Origin of the sequence: Leptospira sarikeiensis (assembly GCF_004769615.1) — a bacterium.
GTDB classification, from domain to species: domain Bacteria; phylum Spirochaetota; class Leptospiria; order Leptospirales; family Leptospiraceae; genus Leptospira_B; species Leptospira_B sarikeiensis.
Map to the genome: position 1 here is coordinate 164,160 of NZ_RQGF01000030.1, position 24,509 is coordinate 188,668.

The window sequence follows — 24,509 nt, forward strand, 5'->3', positions numbered from 1 at the left end:
GGCAGGTATGAAATCAAAATTAAACATCTGCATAAGTTCCGTACTTCTAAGTCTCGGAACCAATTTTATCTTTCTTTCTTCCGATTATCTAGATCGGATTTTCGATCCGGATAGAGAACAATCCGAAAATCTTTGTACAGATCCAATCTCAATACAAGATGGTTGGGAAGTTTTCGGACGAAATGGTATACCATTCGGGATCTTCTCCATCCCTAGGAACTTTGCAGACCTAGGAGAAACTTCTTTAAAACTTTCTAAACATATTTCCATCCATGATATTCCCAACTGCAAAATAGCATTAAAGCTGGGTAAAATTTCAGAAAAAGCGAATGTATACTGGAATGGAGATTTGCTGATAGAAAGGCATGGGGATAATATTCACGATCCGGAACCCTATGATAAAACAAGGATCTACGACCAAATCCCAATCCAAACTGAGAATACACTAGAGATCTTTATCTTTTCGTATTTCGTAAATGAGTTAGGGATATTAGAAGGAAATCCAAGTATAGGAAATAGCGATCTGATCTATAAGACCCATTTTAGATCTCAAATTCTATATCTTATCCTGATTTCCCTATTTTCCTTTTTAGGAGCTTATCTTCTATTTTTAACGATCCAAGAAAGAAAATTAGAATCCCATTTTTACTTTGGAAATTTTCTCATTCTTTTCTTCTTATATTCTTTCTTTAAGGCAGAATGGAAATATGAATTAGGCTGGGATTTCTTACTTTCTAAAAAAGTAGAATATATATCCCTTGCACTTCTATTCCCAAGCTTCACAGCTTATTTCAGCAATTTCTGTAGAGGAAGAAATTCGAATTTAGAATTCCCTCTCGCTTTATGGAGCGGTTTTGTTTCCTTCCTATTCCTATACTGTTCAGATCCATTAGAATTGGACACACTGAATCGTTATCTTCTACAACCCTCCTGGATCTTGTACATTGTTATCTTATTAGTGAGTTTAAAAACCAGAATAGAACATCCGGATGGATACGGTTTTTTAGGAGCTATTCTTTTATTTTTAATATCGATCCTAATGGATGTCTTTTCCGCCAGAGGTTTCATTCTGATCCCTAAAACTTCAGGTTATTCACTTTTAGGTTTTATACTTTTTTGTTCCTTTCGGATCTCGGGGAGATTTGTGGAAATGAAAAATGAATTAAAACTATGGAATGACAATCTGCAAAAAGAAGTACTCTCAAGGACTGAAGAACTCAGAAATAGTTTAGACAGGATCCAAACCTTAAAATTAAAACAGGACGGCGACTATTTTCTCATGAGTGTTTTACAGAATTCTTTTCAGAATAAGATCGGATCCTTCGGGCCGTTTCGGATAGAAGTTTTCGTAAAACAATATAAATCATTCGAATTCAAAGGCAAACAATTGGAGATCGGAGGAGATACTGTATGTATGGAAGAAATCAAACTCCAGGGTAAAAAGTATTTAGCCGTCCTAAATGTGGATGCTATGGGAAAATCTTTACAAGGAGCAACCGGTGCACTCCTCTCTTCTTCCATGTTCAGGTCTCATATAGAATCTAGTTCTACGGGTTATTATACACCTGAAACTTGGATCGTTGCTTTATATGAAAAGATCCAGAGTCTATTTGAAAGTTTTGACGGAAATCTATTTGCTACCGGAATTCTTTCCCTAATGGACCCTGAAAATTCCACCATATTTTTCTTAAATGCCCAGCATCCTTCTTCTATTCTAGTTAGAAATAGGATCTCAGGATATGTGGAGAATGAAACATCCTACAAAATGGGGATCCCATTTGAAAGAGAGATCCCGAAAGTATATTCTATTTCCTTATTGGAAGAGGATGTTCTTATTTTCGGGTCGGATGGAAGAGAGGACTTAAGGACAAGGACTCCCTCAAGAGAGATCGAATCATTTTCCGAAAATTTTCTTTTAGAAGCGATCCATACGAATTCACCTATCAGTGATTTGACGGATCGAATGAAGGGATACGGAGATTATACGGACGATGTAAGTTTAGTACGTATCCATAGGATCCGGGAAAATGAAAAAAGGTCCAGAGATTTATGGAGAGAAACATCTAAACGAAAAAATCTTCAGAAAGGGATCTTACTCTGGAAACAGAATGAAAAAAGGGCAGCAATCGGAGTTTTTTCTAAATTAAGCATGGAAGATCCGAGAGATTTGGATATTGCATATATTTCTGCCTGGGCATTTTGGAAAATCGGAGATCTAGAAAAGGCAAAAGCATATTCCGAAAAACTGTTGTATAGAGATCCAAAAAACCATCAGAATCTTGTACTATTAGCAAAAATTTATTTTAAACTAGGGATCTCCAGTGATATAATACAAAGCTTGCTGGAGGGTTCTGGATTGGACGTGCAAAGAATGTTCAGTCCAACAGATAATTTTAGAAAGGTCTCCTAAAACATTCTCTAAACAAGCAGTTCGTTTAGCGGGTAAGATGCGACGAAAGTATTCTTTCCCGTTGACTTTTTGTGGGTATGTTTCTAAATGGAAACCGATTTAAAACAAAGCAAGGACCTTAGATTCCTCCAAATCTGAGAGGATTACTCAGAATGAAAGTATACTCAGCCGACAGAGTTCCGAACGCAGCGGAATATAACTTATATGTAACCGAGGGAAATTCCAAAACTAGGCTCAGTTTATTCGAGCCAGATCTTCCTGGGTATTTTGAATTATCCGTAAATGATAAAGTTCTAAAGTCTTTGGCTTATACAGTTCTACTGAATTATACCCAGGATAGAGAATTCGCGCTTCGAAATACGAATCGTTTCTTAAATTTCTTAAACGATATTATCCACCGGGATTCTTGGTTCTTTCTGGCAAACAGAGTGGAACAGTTTATTAAAGATGTGGAGAATTTCGGAGTCGAAATTTCTTACGACTTTTAAAATCCCGCCAAAAATCTGATTGTCCTAAGACCTTCCAAGAATATACTAACTTAAATTACGGTACCGGGAACTCCCCTCCTAACCGGTCATGGGCTTATCCCCTTTGGAGCAATAAATGAATCCTAGAGTAGTGACGTTTCACTATAAATTGACAGATAAAGAAGGAAACGAGATCGATTCTTCTCAAGGTAGCCACCCTCTTTCTTATCTGGAAGGGACCGGACAAATTATCGCCGGCTTAGAAGACGAAATCAAAAGTATGACCGCTGGAGAAAAGAAGGTTATTTCTGTCTCCGCTGACAAGGCATATGGACAAAAAAATCCTGAATTAGTATTTGATGTGCCTAAAAGCCAATTTCCGGAAGGGGAAGAATTGAGTGTTGGAATGATGTTCCAAACTGACGAGCCGGACACTGTTTATACAATCACAGACATTAAGGGAGAATCCGTAATCGTGGACGGAAACCATCCTTTAGCTGGTGTGGATCTGATTTTCGACGTGCAGATCGTAAATATCAGGATCGCAACTGACGAAGAAGTAAGCCACGGACATGTTCATGGTGAGGGGGGACATCACCACCACTAAGATTCGATGACTGCGTCCTTAGAGTTACTCAACGAAAAACAAAAGGAAGCTATCGAAACCCTAAACGGCCCCGTATTAGTTATAGCCGGGGCCGGAACAGGAAAAACTAAAACCATTGTCCATCGACTCTCAAAACTGGTAGAGTCCGGAATTCCCGCAGAAAATATCCTTCTTCTAACATTTACTCGAAAAGCAGCAAAAGAGATGCTTTCCAGAGCCGTCTCTCTTCTGGACAAACGCTGCGCCAGGGTCCACGGGGGAACATTCCATTCTTTTGGTAGCCATATACTTAGAAAATACGCTCCTGTTCTGGGATTTTCCTCTCAATTCTCCGTTTTAGACGAATCTGACACTTCCGATATTTTTCAACTCTTAAGAACGGAAGGAGATTATGCAAAACAGAAATCCAGATTTCCTTCTAACGATACCTTAATTTCCCTACTCTCCGCCTCCATCAATCGTACAAAGAGTTTAGAAGAACTTTTAGAAGCAGAATATCCTAAGTTCCTCGAACAAGAACCTCAGATCCGAAAAATATTCCAGGAATATGCAGAGTATAAAAAAGAAAGATCCTTATTGGATTACGACGACTTGCTAGTATATACAAGAGATCTATTAAACAAACATGAAACGGTCCGCAAAAAGATCTCTGAACAATATAAATACATCATGGTGGACGAATTCCAGGATACGAATCAGATCCAAGCCCATATCGCCTGTCTACTCGCATTAGATCACGAAAATATTCTAGTAGTCGGAGACGATGCGCAAAGTGTGTATTCTTTCCGAGGAGCAGACGTAAATGGTATATTCAATTTTCCGAAATTATTTCCTAAAACAAAAACGATCTATCTAGAAAGAAATTACAGAAGCACACCTTCCATCCTGAATCTTGCAAACGTAGTATTATCTAATTTCAGGGAAAAATACGAAAAGTATCTTTACACTAAGAATGATGATTTTCAAAAACCTGCTCTTATCGGATTCGCGGACGAATTAGAAGAAGCGGAGGGAATTGCCGATCTTATCTTAGAAAGAAGAGAAGATGGAGTCCCCCTCAAAGACATTGCTGTACTTTTCAGATCTGGTTGGAATTCTAACCAATTGGAATTGGTTCTCTCTCAAAGAAATATTCCTTTCTTAAAATTCGGTGGGAAAAAATTCGTAGAAAGTGCTCACGCAAAGGATTATCTTTCTCTTCTTAAGGTAAAAGAGAATAAAACGGATTCAGTCTCTTGGTTAAGGATTTTATTATTATTACCTGGAATAGGAGCGGCTAAGGCAAAATCGATCTTAACCGACCTAGAAAGATCAAGCGGCAATCTAGAAAAGATCATCTCCTCTTCCAAAGGAGCCACAGCATCCTATTTACGAGAATTACATCTTCTTTTGAGCGATCCAGAAAAAGATCTTAGAAAATTACTCGGAAACTTTATGGATTATTATTCTCCTTTATTGGAGAAAAAATATGAGGATTTTAAAAGAAGATTCGAAGATCTAAACGCATTTCTTACTCTTTCTCAAAAATACGATACACTACATGAGTTCTTAGTTGATATGAGTTTAGAAGGGCCAAGTAGAAGTCTGGACAAAATTTCTTCGGAGGAAGAAGACGAAAGACTGGTCCTATCCACGGTACATTCTTCTAAAGGTTTGGAATTCGATACAGTAGTATTATTAAATGTTTCAGAAGGTTCCTTTCCTTCCGGAAGGGGAGAAAAAAACTTAGAAGAAGAAAGAAGGTTATTCTATGTTGGGATCACCCGTGCCAAAAAAAAATTGGTCCTAACCTATCCTCAAATATCTCAGCAAAAAAATTCACAATACTTCAATCGGGTTTCCAGGTTTGTAGAAGAGATCAAGGAACCCGAAAAAGTTTTAGACAAAAGTTTCATTCAGAAAAAGGAAGAAAAGTCCCCTTCTTCTTCCGGAACAAGCCAATCAGATATTGAATCAGATGCCAGGAAAAGAATTAGAGAATTTTTCGGTTCCTGAAATCGAGGCTTCTTCTTCCGTAAGTTGGGAGGAAAGGATTATCTCCATCTGGGAATCTTTAAAAAATAGATCCAGAAAGTTCAAAAATTCAGAAGTTAAATCGATCGAGCTCAAATTTTATCCGTATAAGAACGGAAATCATTCTATCGGTTTTTATAATGGACTGATAACAGCCAAATTTCATTCTTCCTTAGAAACAGCGGACGAAACGGTTAAAATCGCATTTCTATCCTTACTCATCTCCAAATTGCTGGGTTTAAAACCGTTGCCAATTTGGAAAGAGCAAGTCGGGGAATTCCTACATTCTATCCCGGAGTCAAATTCCGGAAAATTTAAAAAACTAAAAGAGTCCGGCTTCCAATATGATCTAAGGGAGATGTTAGAAAGGATCTCAGAAGCGTATTTTCCTAAAATAGACGTAAAACTATTGGCGATCGGTTGGTCGGATCGTTTGGGAAAAAGAAGATTAGGAAGTTATGAAAAACAAAATATGGGGATCCGGATCAGCCCCATTCTAGACCATAAAGATGTCCCTTACTTTGTCTTGGAACATGTGGTTCACCATGAAATACTTCATCATATCCTCCCTACGAGAATGAAAAACGGCCAAAATTCCATCCACAGCCCTGAATTTAAAAGAAAAGAAAAAGAATACGTTAGATACAGAGAGGCAATAAATTGGTTGAAAATGGAATATCCTAAGTTCCTAATAAAGAACCAAAAAGAGATCGCTCATAGGCTTAAATCTGAATTTTACGGATAAACTTTTTATGCATCCGAATCATTTTGAAACGGTTTACATTCGAAAAAACATTATAGAAGAAGAACTTTCCAAACTTCTAAAGGAATTCTCCGGATTAAATTACAAAAATTTATCCGATTATGACAAAGGAGTTTATGACGGTTACACTCAAGCGGTGACCGAAGTTTTGCGAAAAGTCCAAACCAAAAGATAAACATACACCGCTTGTGGGCGCGGGTTTTGTTTTTTTCTAGCCAAATCATCCACTAATTCCGGGATTCAAGCAGTCTGTTCCGGTTTTCTTCTGTATCCAAATTATTGTTTTCTTTTTTGAAAATCGGTTTATGAATCGGATATGGTTTCGGCAAAGAAATTGTTTCTAGTTTTTCTCTTTTGCCTAAGTTCTATGCTCAAAGCTTCTCCTTTCGATTTTAATGATTTCTCCAGGTATACGGACCAGAATCCTTTGATACCGAATTATTCAAACTACTCTCCCAAAGCATATGGATCCGATTCTGTTCCCCTTCCGCCCGACCAGGCTTTGCAAAAAGAAAAGGATAATATAGAGACAAGAAGGTCTATGTTGGATTGGCATCAAAAACTCGGATTACTTACCTGGGGGTTTTGGCTTGCAACAAACATAGTCGGAGAACAAGCTCTATCCAATCTAAAAAGAGAATACGAACCGTTTGCAAATTATCTCTTACTTTCTGATCCTCAAAAGAACGCTCCACTTTATCTTGCTCTTATGAATGTTTCTCCTTGGGATTCCGAATCGAGTGGGAGTTCCCACGCTTCACTTGCTTATACTACTTTTACATTGTATTCGATCACTGCAGTACTCGCATTTTTCTCTCCTTCTAAAACGATCGAAAGAGAATACGGACTCAATACGATCTTCACTCATAAGGCAATGATCTGGATCCATCTACCTGCAATGTTGTCTATGCCGTTTTTAGGGGAAAAAATCTCAAAAGAAGGTCCATCTGCCGCGGAAACTATGAGAACAGTTGGCTGGGCCGCTTTCGGTGCGTTTTCAGTCTCGATCGCTGTGTTTTATTTTTAAAGGAGTATTTTGTGTTTCGAATTCTAATTTTCTCTATTCTTCTAATTTTAAGTTTTACGAATATACACTCGGAAGAGTTAAAACTTCAAGAAACCCAGATCCAGTTTATAGCAATTCATCCTTTTAAAACTGTGATCGGAAATTGCCCAGGAGCAAAAGTTTCTCCTCTATCCTTAAATAAAACTGCGGCAGGGATCCAGACCCCGAAATCCGTTCAAATAGAGATCCCAATCAAAGAGATCCGATCCGGAGACGAAAGTAGAGATGAACATATCCTAGAATTGTTAGGATACCCTACAATTTCTCAGATCAGTTTCACGAGCACATCAATTCAAGCCAATGGGGATGAATGGGTGATTTCCGGAAACCTGACGGTAAAAGGAAAAACAAAATTAATACAATCAGTCGCTAAATTGGAAGAAGATTCTGGTAAAACAATCCTCTCCGGAAAATTCCAAGTACTTATGAGCGATTTTGATGTAGAAAGACCGAGTCTATTATTTGCGACCGCAAAGGATGATGTCAGTATAGAATATAAATTTATTCTAAAACCTTAAAGCCTATTTTCCCAAGAGTCTTCTAATCCCATCTTCGAGACCATCCACGCTTAAAAAGAACATAGGGAATACTTTTTTTAATTCATAGATTGTTGGAGCATCCCAATATCTCTTCGGTTCCGGATTCATCCAAACCACTTCGTTAAAATGGGATTTAAGCCTCTTAAAACTATCTAAACCGGATTCAGGGTTTTCTGGCAGTCTTGTTTCTTGGCGGAACCTAGAGTGATAAAATCCGTAAGCAGGATCCAATAGTTCGTAAGGGGCCATATATGCATCGCCCACTATAATTACTTTTGTATCGTCTTTATGCTTTTTAAAAAGGCTCTTTAAGGGCACAGGGCGACGAAGATCTCCCTTAGGATAAACCGAATCGTAGATAGAATTATGAAAATAATAATATCCGAATTCTTTAAAATGATTCATCTGATGAGCGGCGGAAAAAAGTTTACTCACCCTTTCCGCGTATGGAGTCATACTTCCCCCGGTATCCATCAAAAGTAAAACTTTGATCCCGTTCTTTCGAGTTCGATCGAATACCAACTCTGGATCTCCAGCATTTCTACATGTAGCATCCACAGTCTTAGGAAGATGAAATTCAGGGATCCCTTCCTTTCTCAGATTCCTAAGTTTTTTTAAGGCGATCTTAATTTGGCGAACATCTAATTGTTCGTCAGTTCTGTATTCCTTGTATCTTCTTTCCATCGCTTGGAAAATAGCGGATTTTCCCCCACCTTCTCCGCCGATACGGACCCCACCCGGATTTTCTCCGCTATGACCGAAGGGAGAACTTCCCCCAGTACCGATCCATTTATTTCCACCGTGATGTTCCCCTTTTTGATTTTGGAGCCTGTCCAAGAACTCTTTCCATAATTCTTCCGGAGGGATCATTCCAGGCGGAAGTTTATTCGGATTTTCGAATATATTTGAAAGCCAATCCATCATTTCCTTTCGAAAAGTTTCTCTGAAGATCCCTCTTTCTCCGAATAATTCGGTAAAAACCTGATCGAATGCGTCGTAGTATTTTACATCTTTTACAAGACAAAGCCTTGAAACTCTATAGAATTCGTTGACCGAAAGAAATGTTCTATCCTTGGTCAAAGAATCCGAGGCTTTCAAAAAATCCAATAGTTCCACAGTGGAGATCGGTAAACCTGCGGATTTCAGTCTGTAGAAGAACGGGAAAAACAATGGAATCTATCTGAATAATTTCAGATCCTCTTCATTCTTAACTAGAGCACCAATATATGGGATCCTTTCATCCTCAGGTAATTTCGCACCCATATGGATTAGAATTTGGATCCAATCCAGTAGTTCACTTGTACCCGGCTTTTTTTTCATATCATCCATAGTACGGATCACATAAAAAGATTCTAAGGCTCTTTTGAGAAGAGAAGATTCTATATTCGGAAAATGAGAAGAAACAATATCCGCCATAAAAGAAGGTTCTGGAAAATCAATATAATGGAAGATACATCTGCGAAGAAAGGCAGCTGGAAGTTCTTTTTCGTTATTAGATGTGATGAGTGTTAGTGGTCTATTAACTGCCTTGATCTTTTTACCGGTTTCTTGGATAATAAACTCCATCCGATCCAATTCTAAAAGTAGATCATTCGGGAATTCTATATCCGCTTTATCTATCTCATCTATTAGAACAACGGAATGTTCGGAAGAAGAGAAAGCCTCTCCCAGAGCCCCCAAACGAATATAATTCTCTATGTTCCTGACTTTTTCTTTGTCTTCTGTAAATCTAGAATCGTTTAGCCTGGATACTGCATCGTAAAAGTACAAACCTTCTTTCGCAAGCGAGGTGGATTTAACATGCCAGGAGTAAAGTTTCTTCTTTGTCTTAAAAGAAAGATAATCCGCTAAAAGTGATTTTCCGGTCCCTGGTTCCCCTTTTAATAATAAGGGTCTTGCAGTGATCTCCGCAACTTGGACCGCCTCTTCCAATTCCTTGGAAAGAAGATAAGTTTCCGGTTTGTTTCTCTCTTCCGACATGTAAACTCCTAATGCCTAGGTTTGCGGATCCAAATTCTCTTGAAAGAAAATTTCCGGAAAACGTAGAAAGGATCAACCAGCGATATGGATCTCGGAAACTAAAATATCCGGAACCTTGATGGATGAATAACTATCGGAATATTCATTTGAGATCCCTTGGATCTTATGAAGAAAATCAAAGTAGTTCGTATTCATAGTGATCCGATCCACAGCATGTTCCGGCTTCCCGTTCTTATAATAAATGCCTTGGATCCCAATAGAAATTTCACCGGAAACAGCACTACATCCGGCTCCGCCTTCTAGTTTGGTGACAAAAATACAATGTGAATCTTTCTCGAGTAGTTCCTGTCTAGTTTGATTTCCCAAAGGAACGATCATATTCGAAAAAGAAGTCCCGGCTCTACCTGAATAAGAACGGACTCCGTGACCTGTCGGAGAAACATTATCCTTCTTAGCGGATTCCAAATTATATAAATAAGATCTTAGAACGCCGTTTTCCAAAACTTTGGTATGAGCAGATGTAGGAATTCCTTCCGCGTCCACGAGCCTGGAACCTGGATAATCCGGGATATGAGCTTCACAAGAAATACTTAATATTGGAGAAGCCACTTGAGTGTTAATTTTCCCGACTAAACGAGAAGATCCTTTTTGGACCGCATCTGCGAAATAAGGAGAAGAGAACATCCCGAAAATTTGAGGACTGATACGATTTCCTAAAACGATCGTATACACCCCGCTCGGCAAGGGTTTTGCTCCTAAAAGTTCAGTTCCACGATGAGCCGCTTCTAATGCTATATATTTAGGATCGAATTGAGAAATGTCCCGACCGGAACGATAATAACTTCCCATCTTCTTAGCATCTGCTTCTGAAACAACGAGTCCGGTCCCGCAGTATGCCACGTTGGAATCTTTTTTAACGAATACACCTTTAGAGTTTGCGATCAAACTTTGGCTACTACTCTTTCCAACTCCAACATGTGGAACATTCTCCACTCTTTTATCAGAATCCCAAGAAGCCTGGTCTAAAGAAAGACCTAACTCTCTCATCCAAGCAAAATCCAATTTTTCTAATTCAGGATTATAATGTTTTAAGTCCACTTCTGCCAAGGACTTCGGACTTGGTAGTTCCATATCCAACGGATCCGTGATCTCGGTTTGATCCATTGCATCTCTAACCATTTGGGAAAGAGCTTCTTTGCTGAATCTTTCGCTATAAGAATAACCTGGACGAGAATTGTTCAGGACTCGGATCCCAACACCTCTAGAGCGTGAAGTTTCTGTAGAAGTAATCCTTCCTTTAAAAACTTCTATACCTATATCTTCAGAATCGGTTGCGATGAGATCGAACGAATCGATCCCATATCTTTTTCCCTCTTCAAGAACGAACCCGGCTGCTTGCTCTAAATTCATTATCTTCCCCCCACTAGGATCTCATCCACTTTCAGAGATGGTTGTCCTACTGTAACCGGGATAGATCCGGAAGAAGCACCGCAGGTTCCTGCAGCAAGTTCCAGATCCTTTCCTACCATGGAAATTTTTGGAAGGATCTCATGTCCTTTTCCGATGAGAGTTGCACCTCTAACAGGTTCAGCGATCTTTCCGTTTCGGATCACATACCCTTCTTCAACCGCGAAATTGAATTCGCCAGTTGCAGGATTTACGGAACCGCCACCCATTCTCTTCGCATACAATCCGAAATCCACAGAAGATAACATATCTTCTACAGAATCCTTACCTGCTGCAATGTAAGTGTTTCTCATTCTGGATACTGGTGCGTATTGATAAGACTCTCTTCTTCCGCTCGCAGTTCTTGGAGATCCGGTTTCCATCGACCCGATCCTGTCTGCTAAGTACGCCTTTAAGATTCCATTCTCGATCAATAATGTCTTTTGGGTCGGCATTCCTTCATCATCTATATTTAAGGAACCGTATTGCTCCTCGATAGTACCGTCGTCGTAAGCAGTCAAACAGGATTGAGCAATTGACTCTCCTAGTTTCCCAACAAAAGGAGAAGATTTTTTACGAATGGCTTCAGTCTCTAAAGGGTGACCGCAGGCTTCGTGGAAGATCACTCCACCAAAACCATTTCCCATGATCACAGGCATTTTTTTACCTTCTATATAGCCTGCATCCAACATGAATAACGCGCGCTCTCCCGCTTTTCTGGCCAGATCCTCTACGGAAAGACTTTCGAAAAATTCAAAACCTTTTAATGCTCCGGGTGATTCACTTGCTACGAATCTTTCTCCCTGATTTTCCGCCGTTACAGAAAGGAAAAATCTACTTCTGACACGTAAGTCTTCCACATACAAACCTTCCGAGTTTGCGATGAGAACATTCGTGACTATATCGGAAGCACTTACTCCTACTTGAATGATCTTAGAAGAAACTTTTCTGGCAACATGATCCGCTGTTTGTAGGAGCTCCAACCTTCTAAACGGAGGAACTTTCCTAGGGTCATGTATATTTTTGGAAAAAGAATATTTGGAAGAACTACTAGGAAGAGTAAATACGCCTGAATTTGCGGCAGCTTCTCCCCTTGAATCCGCTAAAAGATTGATGAGTGAAAGTAAATGTTCCTGATCATCATTACTTGTATACGCGTATAATACATCGGTTCCATAGATCAATCTGATCCCAATCCCGTAGTCCGTAGCTGCAAGGGACTGTTCGATCTTTTGATCTCTAAGCGAGATGGAAGAATTCCTGGATTCTTCTTCGTAAATCTCTACGAAGTCTGCCTTTCTTCTTTTACCGGCGTCTATCAGAGTTTCTATATTGGATTGATTCATAACCTTTTACTTTAGACAGAAATTTTTTGAAGAACAACGTATCCGAAAGAACGAATCATTCGAATTTCGGAAAAGGGATCCCGACCGGAGCCGTGGCAAGTCCTTCGAGTGCCAAACGAATATACTCAGGTCCTTTGATCTCTTCATATCTGGGCACCAAATGAAAATGCATATGAGCTACTTTCTCCGCAACCAGCACAGTATAGATCTTGGGAGGAGAATACTTCTTCTGGATCCAATCCGTCGCGAATTGAAGTGCATTTCCCAAATCTCTGAACTCTTTAGGGTCCCAGTCAGAATACTTTTCTCTATGGGAAATAGGTTCAATGTATAAATATCCCGGAATTTTTTTATCTTCCGGAGCATGACGTATGATGAATGAGGAGTTTTGATGAATGAGGCCAGGGATCTTTTTGCCTCTATGTACGGAACAGATCGGGCAATCTTCGGAAACGACTAAGGTCTTCTCCGCCAAATCAGACCCCACTTCCTTGAGAAAGATAGGATTTATACTTTTCGTATACTCGAAAGATATAATCCCGATCGGAGCAGAAACGGATAATACATCTATAAAAATGATATCTTTCCAAATCCTTTCTTTCTCCGTTCTCGTCGGATTTATGCTCTCTGAGTAAGGACTTTAACATTCCCAAAAATAAGGACCTTTCCTTACGATTATAGCCTTCTTGGGAATAACGCACCCCTTCCAGAATATTCACAAACTTGTCCGCAGAGGCAAGAAAGGAATCGGGAGAAGCTAAGAACTCAGACTTCTCCTCATCTGAGAATGTGGATAAATAATCATGGAATAAGGTAAGTTGGATCGCCTCCACGAGAGACTGTGTCTTTGCCTTTGTCTCGGTATAAAAAGGAGTTTGGATGCTATATTCCACAAAATCCTGCCAGGAAGATTTGGTGGTTTGGATCTTATGAAGTTCTAGGAGGCTCATATTTTTAAAGCTTTTCAGTTCGGGGTTTTCGATTATGGTTTGAGTAATACAGGATAAAAGCCGTTCATGTCAAAGGTTTTCCGCATATTCCTCTCGCTTTTCTTTCTTAGCTTTCCATTCCATTTGTACGCCTCCGAAAAATCTACGGACGAGTTTTGGAATTCATTCTTAGAATGGTCCGGACATCCGATTCTTGCTGAAGAAAGTACAATCCGTAGCCTAACCACGGAATACATCCAATCTCTTAGAAAAGAATCCGAACAAAGTATAGAATTCCTTCTAAAAAACGATCTAAACCCGAAGAACCAACAAAAGACTAAATTTGATAAACTAAAAAAAGATCTACAAAGTTTAGAACTTTTTGCAGGAGTCCAGATCCAATTCCCTGGAAAAAACTGGGAAACCGTATTTTTCGAAGGTGAAACCTTCCCAGATTCCTATTACGAATTCGAATCAAACTCGGTAAAGATCAGATACTTGTTTGCCAACCTTCCTTATCGGCCTCTTCCAGCCTGGGGAGAATTGAAACTCCAGGGAAACTTCTTACTTTATTCGGGATCCGGAGCACTTCTTCTTTATAAAACAAACCCGGGGTTTCCGCTCAAAGACCTGGACATCAGAGAGATCCGTACATTTTACGAAGAGAATAAGAAACACGGGGGAAATGTAAAAAACTTCTCCGAGAAAGGAACGGAACTATTCTATTTTCCGAATCATAACCTAACTCCATTCTATATATTACTTCTCTCTAAAATAGGATTGATATTCATCTCGTTCATTATATTAATCTTATATACAGGAAAATTTTGGAGCTTCCTTTCCGAACAGACTAGAAGGAGCCGTAAGGCTGAAGCTTCATTTTTAGAGGATAAGGAGAAGGTAGAGAACGAGTTTTTGACCGATTAGGCCTCGTTTTTCTCCCCCAAATCCACTTCAAGCATATTTACTATACAAATATTTGCATTTTTTTCATCCTCACTTCCATTTTTTGGGTGACATAAGAAGGATTTAGAAAGAAACTTTTCCCAGGGAATCGAAAGGTTTTTTAGATCCGACCTTAAATTTGTCCGGGACTAAATGTATCCTTCGTATTAGAAAAGATTGGATTCCCTAAAAAGTACGCGCAGTTTTATCAGAGGGGGAACCGGTTCTTGGCAAGAGAAGGAGCTAAAGAGTCCATGAAGAAGCAAAAAGAAGAAGCGTTGGACGATTCCAAACGCCAGGCTATTGATCAGGCAATGACCCAAATCGAAAAACAATTCGGTAAGGGATCCATTATGCGTTTAGGAGCGGCATCTGCAAGTGTAGTTGCACCTGTAATCCCAACCGGGTCCTTAGATCTGGATATCGCCCTTGGGATCGGTGGCTATCCTTTAGGAAGGATCGTGGAGATCTATGGTCCAGAGTCCTCTGGTAAAACGACACTCACCCTTTCCGCAATTGCCGAGTGCCAAAAGAAAGGCGGGGTTGCTGCATTCATCGATGCAGAGCATGCCTTAGATCCGGCTTACGCTAAAAAATTAGGCGTAAATCTAGAAGAGTTACTCGTATCCCAACCGGACAATGGAGAAGAAGCATTAGAAATTTGTGAATCTCTAGTCCGAAGCAATGCGATCGATATTGTGGTTGTGGATTCGGTTGCGGCCTTGGTCCCAAAAGCGGAGATCGAAGGAGATATGGGAGATTCTCATATGGGTTTGCAAGCGAGACTTATGTCCCAAGCGCTTCGAAAGCTGACTGGAACTATTTCTAAATCCAAAACCGTTGTAGTATTCATCAACCAGATCCGTATGAAGATCGGTGTGATGTTCGGTTCACCGGAAACGACTACCGGTGGAAACGCATTAAAGTTTTATAGTACTGTTCGTTTGGACATCCGTAAGATCGAAACTCTCAAAGAGAAGGAAGAAGCCACCGGAAACAGGGTTCGTGTAAAAGTTGTAAAAAACAAAATGGCACCACCTTTCCGTCAGGCGGAATTCGACATAATCTTTAACACAGGAATTAGTCGAGAAAGTTCTCTCGTTGACTTGGCGGTAAAACACGACATTATTAGCAAATCCGGGGCCTGGTATTCCTATAATACCGAGAAGATAGGCCAAGGAAAAGAAGCTGCTAAAGAATACTTAAAAGCAAATCCGGAAACCGCCTTCCAAATAGAAAATATGGTAAGGGATTTAAATGGATTACCTCCTTTAGCATCGGATGGAAAACCAATTCCTGCTCCGCCGTCCGAAGAAGCTCAAAAAGCAGCAGGTTAATTTTACTACTGGCTTTCTTTTTAGAAACCATTGACCGCCGGATGAGAACTCATCCGGCGTTTTTTTATTCCAAGCCTAATCCCGATTTTTAGGATTGTTTCAAGCACTAGTAAAAGGAAACCACATGTCAGAGATCAGCATCATCGGAGCAGGCGGATTTACAGGAAAAGAACTACTTAGCCTACTCTCCCGCCATCCAAAATACAAAGCGGTGCATGTAACTAGCGATAAACTAGCAGGCAAATCTCTATCCGAAGTTTTTCCGGATCTAGTTTCTCCAAAAGATTTAGTCTTCAAAAAACATGAGGATGAGGTGCCTAAGGGTTCACTCGTAGTTTTAGCTGTTCCAAACGACGCGTCCTTAGAACTCACTCCTAAATTTTTAGATAAAGGCCATAAGGTCATAGATCTTTCCGGAGTGTATCGTCTTCATAATCAGGAAAAATTCGAGACCAATTATAAACTCAAACATACGAGCTTCTCCCTAACAGATAAAGCGGTGTTTGGGATCCCCGAAATTTTCAGAGATAAATTGAAAGGTGCAGACTTTGTTTCTAACCCAGGTTGTTTTTCCACTTCCGTAATTCTTTCCCTATACTTTTTAGGGAACTTAAGAAAACAGATCAAACCTAGGATCGTTGCAGACTGTAAATCCGGGATCAGCGGTGCAGGCGGAAGGACAGAAGATAGCGGTTATTCTTTCAATAGTGTATACGAAAATTTTAGAGCGTACAAAATTCTAAGTCATCAGCATGAACCTGAGATCCAAGAATATTGTTTCGCAGGATCAGGGCTTCCAGAACCTGAAATTCTTTTTGTTCCTCACCTTCTTCCAGTATATAGAGGAATTTTATCTACGATCTACTTAGAGGCAGAATCTGAAAATCTTCCTCTTCTCGAGACATTGATTGAAAACACTAAGTCGGAACCCTTTATCCGGATCCGCAAATCTCCAGAAGAGATCGATCTGGCGAAAGTGAGCGGAACCAACTATCTGGACATCTCTCTCAAACAAAGAGGCAAAAATATTACAATGGTAGCTGCCTTGGATAATTTAATGAAAGGAGCTGCAAGCCAGGCTCTTCAAAATATCAACTTGATGTTGGGTGAACCAGAATCTCTTGGATTACTCCATTAATTCTTATGGAAAAAAGAAGCATCTATCATTTAGTCCGGGACTCTTGCATCCATTATAAGGATAGGCCTTTCCAATGGATCTGGGATGAAAAACTAAAAACATTTACAGGTGTTTCTTATTCAGATTGGTTTACGAACGTTGAAAACCTCTCCGGATTTTTTAGGACCAAAAATTTACAAAAAGGAGATAAGGTAGGTTTATTCTGCGATAATCGTACAGAATGGGCCTTATGCTCCTTTTCTGTCATGTGTTCCGGAGGAGCTGATGTTCCAAGGGGTTGTGATGCAAGTGAAGAAGAGATCTTCTATATTTTAGATCATACGGAAGCAAAGATCGTATTTATTGAAAAAGAGCAGGTACTCATAAAACTTACCAAAGTTTTAGATAGACTTAAATCCTTAGAGACAATTGTTCTTATTGAATCCGAGGAAAATTTTCCATCCTTAGAAAAGTTAAAAACCTCCAAACCAAAATTAGAATTTTTAGATTTGGAAACTGCAATCTCTCAAGGAAAACATTGGATCGATAAGAAAGGAAAAAACCAGCTCCATTCTATCGGAGATTCTTTAACCGAAAACGATTTAGCTACGATCATTTATACTTCCGGCACAACAGGCGTTCCGAAAGGTGTAGTATTAAAACATAGATCCTTCACTTGGACAATCGATCAGTTGCAACAATTCGTTCCCGCGAACTATTCGGACCGAGTCGTAGTATTTCTTCCTCCTTGGCATATCGCCGAAAGGATTTTAGAAACGGCACTTCTTTCTTGGGGAGCCTCACTCGCCTGCTCCAATGTTTCCGGGCTTACAAGGGATTTTGAGATCATCAAACCAACCGTTTTAGTTTCGGTTCCTAGAGTTTGGGAAGCCTTGTATAGAAGGATCTGGGATAAGGTATCCAAAGGTTCACCTGCAAAATATACGATCTTTAAAACGGCAGTTCAGATCGCAGAAACTTATAATTCATTACAAGATACGATTAGCGGAAATTACTCAGAAACTGGGGAAGAAAATAAGGAGGAGAAGCTGACTGATTTCTTAGTGGCTGGGCTTCTTCTTCCGGTCTTCTACACTCTTAATCTTTTAGCCCAGAAAATTTTAGAGCCTGTCCGTTCTCTTTTTGGCGGAAAACTAAGATACGCATTTTGTGGGGCTGGAGCAATGCCTCCTAAGATCCAATTCTTCTTTCGATCCATGGGGATTCCGATTATAGAAACGTATGGAATGACTGAGACCACTGGAATGGGAGCCTTGGGAAGTTTTCCAATCCCAAAAACAGGATCGATCGGCCCCGTGTTTCCTGGAGCTCATATTAAATTAGTAAATGAGCAAGGAGCGGTTGTAACCAAATCTGGAGAAAAAGGGATCGCTTGGCATAAGGGTCCTCATGTTACTGCTGGTTATTATAAGAACGAAGAATTAACCCGTTCCAATTTTTCGGACCATTGGTTTAATTCCGGGGACTTGTTCGTTTGGACAAAATCGGGAGAATTAAAATTTGCGGGAAGAGCAAAAGACACAATCGTCCTTTCTTCCGGAGAAAATGTAGAACCTGAACCTATCGAAGGTAAAATTTTAGAAACAGGCTGGGTGCTAACAGCCGTTGTACTTGGCCAGGACCAGAAGTTTTTGGCGGTATTACTTGTGCCTGACTTTTCCAAACTCAGGGAACATTTCTCTTCCCAAGGAATTTCTCTCCCAAACGATAATTCTGCTCTCGTCCAAGACCAAAATGTGATCCGGTTCTATAAAGATTTAATCAAAAGCACCGTTTCCGAAAAGAATGGATTCAAAAATTTCGAAAAAATTGCAGATTTCCGCCTACTCGACAAAGAATTCGAAAAAGGAAAAGAACTCACGGAAACTATGAAAGTGAAAAGAAATAAGGTTGCAGAACTCTATGCGGATCTGATAAAAACGATCTTCTTCTAGTCCATGAGCAACCTAAATATCCAGGATATTCTTTTCTGCGCTGCCTTTTCAGGAGAAATCGACAAACTTAAATCCGATCCCAGGATCAAAGTTTTTGAGGCGGGGATCGGGGAATTAGAAGCTGCAATCAATCTTCAAAAATATCTTTCCGACCCAAATACCTGGAAGCCAAAAGCGATTTTTGGGCTTGGTTCTGCGGGCGTTTATAGTTGGATCCCAAGAAAGGACTGGGAAGGTAAATTCGGGATCTCTAAAGTATTCGCAAATTACCAGATCGCATTCCTGGATAAAAAGATCCGCCTCCCGGAAACAATGACCTTCAGATATGAATTTCCGGAACTGAATTTTCCTTTCGAAGGAAATGATTTTGTGGAATCGGCTACCAATGGGACTGGATCAGTTACCTTAGAAGATTTAAGTCCACGCGCCTTAGAAAGGATCAAAGGGGAAGCATTAGGTTTTGAAAATATGGAGGCTTTCGGCCTTGCGAAGGTTGCTCATCTATTTCAAATTCCCTTCGGAACCATCTTTGCACTTACAAATAAGGTAGGTCCAAAGGGAAGTGAAGAATGGAAACAATCCTGGAGAAAACATTCAGATAGACTCCAGGAAAAGATCATAAGTTATCTTTGATCATTTTTCTGCGGGGAAAAATAATTTTCGGATATCTCCTATCGCGGCTTCCGCTTCTAATTCACCCTTCTTTATAATTTCTTTATATTTACCGAAATCCGTAAAAGCGAATTCCTCTATATGTAGGTTGATAAATAGATCCATTTTCTCTTTTCTGAGTTTTGTGATCTCTCTACCTTCTAAGGTAATCGCCCTCGCCATAATTTTTAGGATTGGAGGATAGGTAATATCTTCCCAAAGGTTTTTGAAAAAGGATTTTCCTGTTACCTTTCTATCCTCAAGTAAACGAACGATCCCTTCGTCTCGTAAAGGAGATACGTTTACGGATAAGATCACATCCGCTCCTTTTCTACGGATCAAATTTTCAGGCACATTATTAATTACACCACCATCTATCAGTAGATGATCTCCTTTGAATACGGGTGGGAACATTCCCGGCAAACTCATTGCGGCTGCGAGAGCTTCCCAGATAGGCCCTTGGTCCATTACATATTCTTGCCCACTATGTAAGTCTACTGCGGATGTAGCAAAAGGAATTTTCAGATCTTCTATCAACTGTGTCCCAAACGCATCTTTTAACATCCGCAACATTCTTTTTCCTTTGAAGAATGAGATGAGAGGGATCGTAGGATCGAAAGGTTTTTCTATTCCTCCGAAAAACTTGGCGATCATTTTAAAAATGGAATCCGCAGTTTCTCCTCTTGCATATAATGCGCCGATCACTGCTCCAAAGGAAGAACCGCTCACAAAATCAAATCGGATCCCTTCTCTTTCTAAAACTTTTAAAAGGCCTACATGTGCAAGTGCTCTTGCTCCTCCCCCACCTAAGGCAAGTCCTCTCGTGCGAGATACTAGGTATCTTGCGAAAGTTTCTCCCTTGTAGAATATCTTCTGATTTGCGGATTCTTCATGTTTTCTTAATCCGTTCTCTGAAATGATAATGCGAGAAGTCCTACCTGAAAAATTTCGGATCCTAGGTTCCCAATATCCCAAGATCTCTGATTTCCTTTTTAAATTTCTCTCCGGTTTCTCTTCCCAAAAAACGATCTGATCACACTGCTGCACGAGTTTATCTAGTTCTGGTTGTATTTCCGGATTTTTAAAATATAGATGAAGTATGGAGGATTTTTTTCTAAGTTGTGCGATTGTCCGGATCATTTCGGATACTGACTTACCTTTGAAAGTATCCATCCTTAAAAGGGAGACATGGCCTTCGTGGGACTTCCTACCGTTATCTACGATGGATTCCAAATGGACTTTAAAGTCCTCGACTTCCTCGATCGGGATATGGCATACGAGCCTTCTAGGAGAATGATTCTGGTTGGAAGTATCTTCCATCACTTCCCTCATCCTCATTCCCATGAGCCTCATCAAATTCTGAGAGAGAACTTTCTCTTTGGCTGCAAGTTTTAGAAAATAATCTCCATCTAAAACATAAAGTAGTGTATCTAAGATCGCAGTTGCAGAACCCGTATGAGCCGATCGAGTAAGAACGCTATTTTCCGCGAATACGTCCCCTTCTCCCAAATAGCGGACTGTTTTTCCGGCTTCTCCCAAAGAGATCATCACCTCTCCGTGTCGAATAAGGTATAACTCCTTGGAAATTTCACCCTTATAATAAATGACTGTATGATTATGAACGTTTCTTTCTTCGATATGTCCGAAAAGTAGGACTAATGTTTTTCTCGGGAGCCCTTTGAACAAGGGGATTGACGCTAAAAATTGCAACGCTTCCGGAGGAACTATTTTTTTCATGCGGGCAAAATCCTAACCTGGGAAATATATTTTGTAAAGCGGATATAGATCGTAATCTAGTATTAGCCGACGGATCAACAACCAGGAAATCCTCTTGATTTTTGGTCTATTGCCTAAATTCTAGCTCCGATGAAGTTAGAATCGGCTAAAGTGGTAGAGATTTTTAAAAATTCCGTCTCGGACTGGCATAAACAGGAAGCCAGCTCTCCCAGTCCCTTTCCAGAATCCTCCTTAGAGTCTCTTTTTTATCAAAAAAACCAAATAGATACCATTCAATGGCATGTGGAAGATGAGATCCGCCGCCCTGACCTACCGGATAGAGAACTAGTACAATTTAAAAGAAAGATAGATGCCTTAAATCAAGAAAGGACCGACCTAGTCGAGCAGATTGACGATCATATTTCTGCGATGTACAAAGACGTGGTTAAGAAGCCAAGTGCGAGAATGAATTCTGAAACTCCCGCTTGGCTTATAGATAGGATGAGTATCCTGGAACTGAAGATCTATCATATGCAGGAACAAACTGAAAGAAAGGACGTAAGTGCGGAACATATCCAAACTTGTAAGAACAAACTTACGGTCTTACTCGAGCAAAGATCCGACCTTTCCAGATGCCTGGACGAACTTTTGGACGATCTTTCCAAAGGTGATAAATTCTATAAAGTGTACAGACAAATGAAGATGTACAACGATAAAAATCTAAATCCGTCCCTTTATACAAAGCAAGCATGAATCTTTTGGTACTACGATTCTCTGCAATGGGAGATGTCGCTTTGATGGCGCCTGCTCTCATTGCGGTCGCTGCAAAATACACAAATATACAGTTAACCGTGGTGACTCGTGGGAATTACGCCCCATTTTTCTATAATATTCCGAACGTTCATGTGATCGGGATCAATTTAAAAAAATATAAGGGACTATCCGGCCTATACCGCTTATTCAAAGAATTGAACAAATTAGGTCCTTACGAAAAGATCGTAGACCTTCATTCCAGTGTACGTTCTCGATTTATCAGTTTCTTTTTTTGGATCCGTGGTGTTTCCGTTTTTAGAATCATCAAAGGTCGCAGAGAAAAAATGCGCCAAATCCGACAAAAGCGTAAGATCCTAAAAAAACTTCCTCATACTGTAGATAGATATCTAAAGGTTTTCGAAAAAGCAGGATATCCAGCGACAGTAAGAAAAGGTCCTTGGATCAATGTGGATCCCGAGTCTAAAATTTATGCTAAGGATTTCCTTTTAGCAAGAAAAATAGACAAGAAGGAAGGCCTTTGGGTCGGTTATGCTCCTTTTGCAGGTCATAAATTGAAAGAATGGCCTTTGGAAAAAAGCCTCTCACTTTTAAGATTATTAAAGGATGAATTCCCGAATATTAGAATTTTCTTATTCGGTTCTTCCCAAGAAGCTTCCATGATGGAAGAGTGGAGAAACGGGGACCAATCCATTACGATCGTGTCCGGTGGTAAACTAGGAATACGAGGAGAACTTGGGATCATGGAAAGAATGGATGTGATCATTGGAATGGATTCTTCCAATATTCATATCGCCGCTCTTTTAAAACGCCCTGTGATCGCACTTTTCGGAACAACCCATCCCCTATCCGGTTTTGCACCTTTCGGTCAGGAAGACACTGGAGTTTTACAAATAGAAGATCTGACATGCAGACCTTGCAGTATTTACGGGAACACTACTTGTTATAGAAAAGACTTTGCCTGTATGGAAAGAATTACTCCTGAAGACGTGATCAAACGGATCAACATCATCAAGAATATTAACACATTGTTTTGATCAGCCTAAAATCCCGAAAGGGTCCAGGGAGAAAATAGTATTCAGTATGGATCTTTTTTTCTTCTTATTCTTTTGATCCGCAACGGATTTATAAACTTCTTCCATTCTATCTACGCAAGATTTCATTTCATGATTTTGAGAGATCTTTAAGGATTCCTTAGAGAAAGAAGCATACATTTCCGGGTTTTCCAGGATTTTGATGGTCTTCTCCGCGATATCCTTTACATCGAAAGATTTCGCAATAAAACCATTTACACCGTCATGTATCAATTCAGGGATCGCAAACGAATCTACTCCCACGGCTGGAAGTCCGCAAGCAACGGATTCTAAGATCACAAGTCCTTGTGTTTCCATTGTAGAAGCGGTTAAGAATAGATCATAATTTGGATAATGATTCGGCAATTCCGCTCGATCTATAAAGCCAGTGAAAGTTACCGATTGCTCTATCCCTAATTTTTGAGCTTGGACTTTCAAGGATTGAAGGGCCGGCCCATCCCCTATAATCGTCAAGGTCGCAGAAGGGATTTTATCTATGATCAGCTTAAACGAATTGATCACCACATCGCAATTTTTCTCGTAGGAGATCCTACCCACATGAAGAAGTTTAGGACTTCCAGAAAGTGTTTTAGGACTACCTTTGAATTGAGATAGATCTAATCCGTTAGAGATAACAGCAACCGGCTTTTTTAAACCGAACTCTTCCAATTGTTTTTTGATCAGATGAGAAGGAGAAATGATCAGATCACAGCGATCATATAAATTATTCGTGATTTTTAAGATGATCTTCTTACGGATATTGAACTTATCGAATTTTTCGAATTTGACGAGATCCTTAACTTTGATCTTCTTATTCAATTTTCCGATCCTCATGAAAAGTTTATCCAATTTGAGAAGTCGGTAAAAAGAAAGATACATGTCCTGCTCGGACATCAGAGTATGATAGGTCCCTATACTCGGGATCCCGTATTTTTCAGTGGCATTAATTCCGTATACTCCCATAAGACCTGGAGTATGGATATGCACTAGATCAGGCTGGAATTCCTTGATTGCCCTTTTGATCTTGGAAGGAGAAGGCAAAACCACTTTAATATCCGGATAACTCGGCAAGTATCCGCTTCTGAATCTTTCTAGACGGATCTTATCACCCATCCGATCGAAATCGCCTTCTCCATATCGAGGGCAACAAATCAAAAACTCATGTCCTCTTTCTGCGAGAGCTTCCGCAAAATTTCTCATCGAAATAGCGACTCCGTCTATTTTGGGTAGAAAGGTGTCCGAAAAATAAAGAATCTTCATTTAGGTTCCTAGCGCGAAACCAATCTCTATCATAAGAAGGATTTTACCACTCCATTCCAGGAATTTGGTCGAAAAATAATCGAATTTACAAACTGGATATAAGTTAGATTCTTTCCTG

General features: G+C 39.9%; 23 protein-coding genes. 15 read left to right on the plus strand and 8 right to left on the minus strand.

Annotated features, from left to right (window positions below; all coding sequences use genetic code 11):
* The first annotated feature begins 7 nt into the window (after nucleotides 1-7).
* The 8 genes from EHQ64_RS15685 (at nucleotide 8) to EHQ64_RS15720 (ending at nucleotide 7,844) form a co-directional block, all read left to right on the plus strand.
* The gene (locus tag EHQ64_RS15685; protein ID WP_135650747.1) at nucleotides 8-2,410 is read left to right on the plus strand and encodes a SpoIIE family protein phosphatase; all 2,403 of its coding nucleotides are present in this window, start codon (nucleotides 8-10) and stop codon (nucleotides 2,408-2,410) included.
* Between the two features lie 152 nt (nucleotides 2,411-2,562).
* Nucleotides 2,563-2,898, plus strand: coding sequence for an LIC14007 family protein (locus EHQ64_RS15690; RefSeq protein WP_135650748.1), 336 nt, complete (start codon nucleotides 2,563-2,565; stop codon nucleotides 2,896-2,898).
* A 115-nt stretch (nucleotides 2,899-3,013) separates the two neighbouring features.
* A complete protein-coding gene (locus EHQ64_RS15695; protein WP_135650749.1) occupies nucleotides 3,014-3,484 on the plus strand; it encodes an FKBP-type peptidyl-prolyl cis-trans isomerase in 471 nt (156 codons plus the stop codon).
* Nucleotides 3,485-3,490: 6 nt separating this feature from the next.
* Nucleotides 3,491-5,479 (plus strand): ATP-dependent helicase, encoded by a 1,989-nt coding sequence (locus EHQ64_RS15700; protein WP_135650750.1) that lies wholly within the window; start codon nucleotides 3,491-3,493, stop codon nucleotides 5,477-5,479.
* Nucleotides 5,442-6,242 carry a SprT-like domain-containing protein gene (locus EHQ64_RS15705; RefSeq protein ID WP_135650857.1) on the plus strand — a complete coding sequence of 267 codons (801 nt, stop codon included), beginning with the start codon at nucleotides 5,442-5,444 and terminating at the stop codon, nucleotides 6,240-6,242. Before EHQ64_RS15700 ends, EHQ64_RS15705 begins: the two co-directional genes overlap by 38 nt.
* Before the next feature lie 7 nt (nucleotides 6,243-6,249).
* Complete coding sequence (locus EHQ64_RS15710) at nucleotides 6,250-6,435, plus strand: hypothetical protein (protein WP_135650751.1); 186 nt, start codon at nucleotides 6,250-6,252, stop codon at nucleotides 6,433-6,435.
* A 159-nt stretch (nucleotides 6,436-6,594) separates the two neighbouring features.
* Nucleotides 6,595-7,287 carry a hypothetical protein gene (locus tag EHQ64_RS15715; RefSeq protein ID WP_246048800.1) on the plus strand — a complete coding sequence of 231 codons (693 nt, stop codon included), beginning with the start codon at nucleotides 6,595-6,597 and terminating at the stop codon, nucleotides 7,285-7,287.
* A gap of 11 nt (nucleotides 7,288-7,298) precedes the next feature.
* On the plus strand, nucleotides 7,299-7,844 hold the full coding sequence (locus EHQ64_RS15720; RefSeq protein WP_135650753.1) for a YceI family protein: 546 nt from the start codon (nucleotides 7,299-7,301) through the stop codon (nucleotides 7,842-7,844).
* 3 nt (nucleotides 7,845-7,847) lie between these two features.
* Here EHQ64_RS15720 and EHQ64_RS15725 read toward each other — a convergent pair whose 3' ends face one another.
* The 6 genes from EHQ64_RS15725 to EHQ64_RS15750 form a co-directional block, all read right to left on the minus strand.
* A complete protein-coding gene (locus EHQ64_RS15725; RefSeq protein WP_135650754.1) occupies nucleotides 7,848-9,035 on the minus strand; it encodes a VWA containing CoxE family protein in 1,188 nt (395 codons plus the stop codon).
* Between the two features lie 6 nt (nucleotides 9,036-9,041).
* Nucleotides 9,042-9,845, minus strand: coding sequence for an AAA family ATPase (locus EHQ64_RS15730; RefSeq protein ID WP_135650755.1), 804 nt, complete (start codon nucleotides 9,843-9,845; stop codon nucleotides 9,042-9,044).
* A gap of 72 nt (nucleotides 9,846-9,917) precedes the next feature.
* Nucleotides 9,918-11,255 carry a TldD/PmbA family protein gene (locus tag EHQ64_RS15735; protein WP_135650756.1) on the minus strand — a complete coding sequence of 446 codons (1,338 nt, stop codon included), beginning with the start codon at nucleotides 11,253-11,255 and terminating at the stop codon, nucleotides 9,918-9,920.
* Entirely contained in the window at nucleotides 11,255-12,637 is a 1,383-nt protein-coding gene (locus tag EHQ64_RS15740) for a TldD/PmbA family protein (RefSeq protein WP_135650757.1), read from the minus strand. The genes EHQ64_RS15735 and EHQ64_RS15740 overlap by 1 nt, the downstream gene beginning before the upstream one ends.
* Before the next feature lie 55 nt (nucleotides 12,638-12,692).
* Nucleotides 12,693-13,112, minus strand: coding sequence for an HIT family protein (locus tag EHQ64_RS15745; protein WP_135650758.1), 420 nt, complete (start codon nucleotides 13,110-13,112; stop codon nucleotides 12,693-12,695).
* A gap of 1 nt (nucleotide 13,113) precedes the next feature.
* Complete coding sequence (locus tag EHQ64_RS15750; protein ID WP_135650759.1) at nucleotides 13,114-13,587, minus strand: hypothetical protein; 474 nt, start codon at nucleotides 13,585-13,587, stop codon at nucleotides 13,114-13,116.
* Between the two features lie 66 nt (nucleotides 13,588-13,653).
* Between EHQ64_RS15750 and EHQ64_RS15755 the strand changes: the two genes are divergently transcribed.
* From EHQ64_RS15755 to EHQ64_RS15775, 5 genes are all read left to right on the plus strand, one after another.
* The gene (locus EHQ64_RS15755) at nucleotides 13,654-14,493 is read left to right on the plus strand and encodes a hypothetical protein (RefSeq protein WP_135650760.1); all 840 of its coding nucleotides are present in this window, start codon (nucleotides 13,654-13,656) and stop codon (nucleotides 14,491-14,493) included.
* A 272-nt stretch (nucleotides 14,494-14,765) separates the two neighbouring features.
* Entirely contained in the window at nucleotides 14,766-15,848 is a 1,083-nt protein-coding gene (recA, locus tag EHQ64_RS15760; RefSeq protein WP_135650761.1) for a recombinase RecA, read from the plus strand.
* Nucleotides 15,849-15,972: 124 nt separating this feature from the next.
* Complete coding sequence (gene argC / locus EHQ64_RS15765; protein ID WP_135650762.1) at nucleotides 15,973-16,986, plus strand: N-acetyl-gamma-glutamyl-phosphate reductase; 1,014 nt, start codon at nucleotides 15,973-15,975, stop codon at nucleotides 16,984-16,986.
* Between the two features lie 5 nt (nucleotides 16,987-16,991).
* Nucleotides 16,992-18,920 carry an AMP-binding protein gene (locus tag EHQ64_RS15770; protein ID WP_135650763.1) on the plus strand — a complete coding sequence of 643 codons (1,929 nt, stop codon included), beginning with the start codon at nucleotides 16,992-16,994 and terminating at the stop codon, nucleotides 18,918-18,920.
* A gap of 3 nt (nucleotides 18,921-18,923) precedes the next feature.
* Nucleotides 18,924-19,553: a phosphorylase gene (locus EHQ64_RS15775; RefSeq protein ID WP_135650764.1), complete on the plus strand. Its 630-nt coding sequence runs from the start codon at nucleotides 18,924-18,926 to the stop codon at nucleotides 19,551-19,553.
* On the opposite strand, the gene EHQ64_RS15780 is transcribed toward EHQ64_RS15775, so the two are convergent.
* Nucleotides 19,554-21,308, minus strand: coding sequence for a patatin-like phospholipase family protein (locus tag EHQ64_RS15780; RefSeq protein ID WP_135650765.1), 1,755 nt, complete (start codon nucleotides 21,306-21,308; stop codon nucleotides 19,554-19,556).
* Nucleotides 21,309-21,437: 129 nt separating this feature from the next.
* Between EHQ64_RS15780 and EHQ64_RS15785 the strand changes: the two genes are divergently transcribed.
* Both EHQ64_RS15785 and EHQ64_RS15790 read left to right on the plus strand, forming a co-directional pair.
* Nucleotides 21,438-22,040 carry a DUF4254 domain-containing protein gene (locus EHQ64_RS15785; RefSeq protein WP_135650766.1) on the plus strand — a complete coding sequence of 201 codons (603 nt, stop codon included), beginning with the start codon at nucleotides 21,438-21,440 and terminating at the stop codon, nucleotides 22,038-22,040.
* Nucleotides 22,037-23,095 carry a glycosyltransferase family 9 protein gene (locus EHQ64_RS15790; RefSeq protein WP_135650767.1) on the plus strand — a complete coding sequence of 353 codons (1,059 nt, stop codon included), beginning with the start codon at nucleotides 22,037-22,039 and terminating at the stop codon, nucleotides 23,093-23,095. The genes EHQ64_RS15785 and EHQ64_RS15790 overlap by 4 nt, the downstream gene beginning before the upstream one ends.
* Here the strand turns inward: EHQ64_RS15790 and EHQ64_RS15795 are convergent, their stop codons facing one another.
* Complete coding sequence (locus EHQ64_RS15795) at nucleotides 23,096-24,391, minus strand: glycosyltransferase (protein WP_135650768.1); 1,296 nt, start codon at nucleotides 24,389-24,391, stop codon at nucleotides 23,096-23,098.
* Between the last annotated feature and the right edge of the window lie 118 nt (nucleotides 24,392-24,509).

Excerpts from the sequence above, each read along its gene's own strand:
- EHQ64_RS15730 (WP_135650755.1), bottom strand. The coding sequence starts at position 9,845 with ATGTCGGAAGAGAGAAACAAACCGGAAACTTATCTTCTTTCCAAGGAA.
- EHQ64_RS15700 (WP_135650750.1), top strand. The coding sequence starts at position 3,491 with ATGACTGCGTCCTTAGAGTTACTCAACGAAAAACAAAAGGAAGCTATC.
- EHQ64_RS15685 (WP_135650747.1), top strand. The coding sequence starts at position 8 with ATGAAATCAAAATTAAACATCTGCATAAGTTCCGTACTTCTAAGTCTC.
- EHQ64_RS15755 (WP_135650760.1), top strand. The coding sequence starts at position 13,654 with ATGTCAAAGGTTTTCCGCATATTCCTCTCGCTTTTCTTTCTTAGCTTT.
- EHQ64_RS15690 (WP_135650748.1), top strand. The coding sequence starts at position 2,563 with ATGAAAGTATACTCAGCCGACAGAGTTCCGAACGCAGCGGAATATAAC.
- EHQ64_RS15785 (WP_135650766.1), top strand. The coding sequence starts at position 21,438 with ATGAAGTTAGAATCGGCTAAAGTGGTAGAGATTTTTAAAAATTCCGTC.
- EHQ64_RS15780 (WP_135650765.1), bottom strand. The coding sequence starts at position 21,308 with ATGAAAAAAATAGTTCCTCCGGAAGCGTTGCAATTTTTAGCGTCAATC.
- EHQ64_RS15735 (WP_135650756.1), bottom strand. The coding sequence starts at position 11,255 with ATGAATTTAGAGCAAGCAGCCGGGTTCGTTCTTGAAGAGGGAAAAAGA.
- EHQ64_RS15695 (WP_135650749.1), top strand. The coding sequence starts at position 3,014 with ATGAATCCTAGAGTAGTGACGTTTCACTATAAATTGACAGATAAAGAA.
- EHQ64_RS15740 (WP_135650757.1), bottom strand. The coding sequence starts at position 12,637 with ATGAATCAATCCAATATAGAAACTCTGATAGACGCCGGTAAAAGAAGA.
- EHQ64_RS15795 (WP_135650768.1), bottom strand. The coding sequence starts at position 24,391 with ATGAAGATTCTTTATTTTTCGGACACCTTTCTACCCAAAATAGACGGA.
- EHQ64_RS15770 (WP_135650763.1), top strand. The coding sequence starts at position 16,992 with ATGGAAAAAAGAAGCATCTATCATTTAGTCCGGGACTCTTGCATCCAT.
- recA (WP_135650761.1), top strand. The coding sequence starts at position 14,766 with ATGAAGAAGCAAAAAGAAGAAGCGTTGGACGATTCCAAACGCCAGGCT.
- EHQ64_RS15775 (WP_135650764.1), top strand. The coding sequence starts at position 18,924 with ATGAGCAACCTAAATATCCAGGATATTCTTTTCTGCGCTGCCTTTTCA.
- EHQ64_RS15790 (WP_135650767.1), top strand. The coding sequence starts at position 22,037 with ATGAATCTTTTGGTACTACGATTCTCTGCAATGGGAGATGTCGCTTTG.
- argC (WP_135650762.1), top strand. The coding sequence starts at position 15,973 with ATGTCAGAGATCAGCATCATCGGAGCAGGCGGATTTACAGGAAAAGAA.
- EHQ64_RS15750 (WP_135650759.1), bottom strand. The coding sequence starts at position 13,587 with ATGAGCCTCCTAGAACTTCATAAGATCCAAACCACCAAATCTTCCTGG.
- EHQ64_RS15705 (WP_135650857.1), top strand. The coding sequence starts at position 5,442 with ATGCCAGGAAAAGAATTAGAGAATTTTTCGGTTCCTGAAATCGAGGCT.
- EHQ64_RS15710 (WP_135650751.1), top strand. The coding sequence starts at position 6,250 with ATGCATCCGAATCATTTTGAAACGGTTTACATTCGAAAAAACATTATA.